The sequence below is a fragment of the Rhodoblastus sp. 17X3 genome (assembly GCF_030056575.1).
GTDB lineage: Bacteria > Pseudomonadota > Alphaproteobacteria > Rhizobiales > Beijerinckiaceae > Rhodoblastus.
In genome coordinates this window covers 1-2,309 of the sequence record NZ_JASHHX010000044.1, presented here as the reverse complement: position 1 = coordinate 2,309, position 2,309 = coordinate 1, and the positions used below count along the sequence as shown (strand labels likewise).

The 2,309-nt window shown below is 64.4% G+C and carries 2 protein-coding genes; both read left to right on the top strand.

The features are described 5' to 3' along the window. Positions 1-33: 33 nt before the first annotated feature. Positions 34-1,815 carry an acyl-CoA dehydrogenase family protein gene (locus tag QM467_RS19655; protein WP_283368031.1) on the top strand — a complete coding sequence of 594 codons (1,782 nt, stop codon included), beginning with the start codon at positions 34-36 and terminating at the stop codon, positions 1,813-1,815. A 14-nt stretch (positions 1,816-1,829) separates the two neighbouring features. Continuing rightward, entirely contained in the window at positions 1,830-2,294 is a 465-nt protein-coding gene (locus QM467_RS19650) for a MaoC family dehydratase (protein ID WP_283368030.1), read from the top strand. The last annotated feature ends 15 nt before the right edge of the window (positions 2,295-2,309 follow it).

Genomic DNA, 2,309 nt, shown 5'->3' with positions numbered 1-2,309 from the left:
TTTCATTGACGCGCTTTCCTGTCGGAGTTGAACATGACCGCTTATCAGGCGCCCATTCGCGACATGCTTTTCGCCATGCGGGAGGTCGGCGGGCTGGACCGCGTCTCCGCATTGCCGGGCAATGAGGAAATATCGGAAGATCTGGTCGAGGCGATCCTCGAAGAGGCCGGAAAATTCGCGGGCGACGTGCTGGCGCCGCTCAACCAGCCCGGCGACAAGCAGGGCTGCGTCTGCAAGGACGGCGTGGTGACGACGCCCGACGGCGTCAAGGACGCTTTCGCGGCCTTCTGCGAGAACGGCTGGCACGCCATGCCCGTTTCGCTGGATTACGGCGGACAGGGCCTTCCGGCCCTCGTCGCGACGCCGGTGCAGGAGATGTGGAAGGCCTCGAACATGGCTTTTTCGCTCTGCCAGATGCTGACGCTCGGCGCCTTGTCGGCGATCGACCATCACGGTTCCGATGAGCAGAAGGCGCTCTATCTGCCGAACATGGCGTCCGGCAAATGGACCGGCACAATGAACCTCACCGAGCCGCAGGCCGGGTCGGACCTCGCCGCCGTGCGCACGCGCGCCGTCCCGGACGGCGACGCCTATCGCATCACCGGCACCAAGATTTTCATCACCTGGGGCGAGAACGACGTCGCCGAGAACATCATCCACCTGGTGCTCGCGCGCCTACCCGACGCCCCTCCCGGCGTGAAGGGCATCTCGCTTTTCCTCGTGCCGAAATTCCTGGTGAACGCCGACGGCTCGCTCGGCGCGCGCAATGATCTGATCTGCGCGTCGATCGAGCACAAGCTCGGCATCCACGCGAGTCCGACCGCTGTGATGTCCTTCGGCGAGAAGGATGGCGCGATCGGCTACCTGATCGGCGAGATCAATCGCGGCGTCGAATATATGTTCACGATGATGAACCACGCCCGCTTGAACGTGGGTCTGGAAGGCGTCGCCATTTCGGAGCGCGCCTATCAGAAGGCGCTTTCCTACGCCCATGATCGCGTCCAGGGCAAACCGCTCGCCGGAAAGGTGGGCGACCCGATCGCCTATCATCCCGACGTTAAGCGCATGCTGCTCGACATGAAATCGCGCATCGAGGCGATGCGGGCGCTGGCCTATTTCGCCGCGGGCAAGATGGATGTCGCGCATCTGTCGCAGGACGCCAATGAGGCCAGGGCGGCGCAGGCGCTGGTCGATCTGCTGATCCCTGTGGTCAAGGGCTGGTGCACGGAAAACTCGATCTGGATCGCCTCGACCGGCGTGCAGGTCCATGGCGGCATGGGCTTCATCGAGGAGACGGGCGCGGCCCAGCATCTGCGCGACGCCCGCATCACCACGATCTACGAAGGCACCACCGCCATCCAGGCCAATGATCTCGTGGGCCGCAAGATCGCGCGCGATGGCGGCGTGGCGGCCGGGGCTTTGATCGCGCAAATCGAAGAGGACTTGAAAGGCTGGGCGGGCTCCGATCTCGCCGCGCTCGCCAAGCCGCTCGAAGCCGCGCTCGGCCGGTTCGCCTCGGCGGTCGACTGGATCGTCAAGACGCATAAACCCGCGCCCGAGAGCACGGCGGCGGCGGCCGTGCCGATGCTGCATCTCACCGGAATCACGGTCGGCTACTGGTTGGTGCTGCGGCAACTTGCGGCGGCGATCCGCCAGAAGGAAGCGGGCGGCGATCCCGATTTCACGCGCGCCAAGCTGGCTTATGCGACTTTCTATGCGGCGCATGTCCTGCCGCAGACGGAGTCTTTCTTTGCCGGCGTGGTCGAAGGCGCGGATTCGGTCACCGAATTCGATCCTTCCCTGATGATTCACTGAGCGGGGAGGGCGCCATGAACGAACTGAACGGCTATGACATCGAAGACCTCGCCGTGGGCATGACGGCGACGTTCTCCAAGACCATCACCGAGGCGGATATCGTGCTGTTCGCCGGCGTCTCCGGCGACAACAACGCGATCCACATCAATGAGGAATTCGCGGCATCGACGCCCTTCGGCGGGCGCATCGCACACGGCTTCCTGACCGCCAGCGTCATCTCGGCGGCCATCGCCGGGCGGCTTCCCGGTCCGGGGTCGATCTATCTCGAACAGAAGATGCGCTTCGTCGCGCCGGTGCGCCCCGGCGATACGGTTCATGCCTGCGTCACCGTCAAGGAAATCGGCGCGCACCGGCATGTGACGCTCGAAACCATCTGCCGCGTCGGCGGCAAGGACGTCGTGATTGGAGAAGCCAGGGTCAAGATCGGCTCCAGCAAGGCGCGCGAGGAAAAGAAATCGCTCGCCGCCGCAATCGCCTGAACCGTCTGGAGAGAA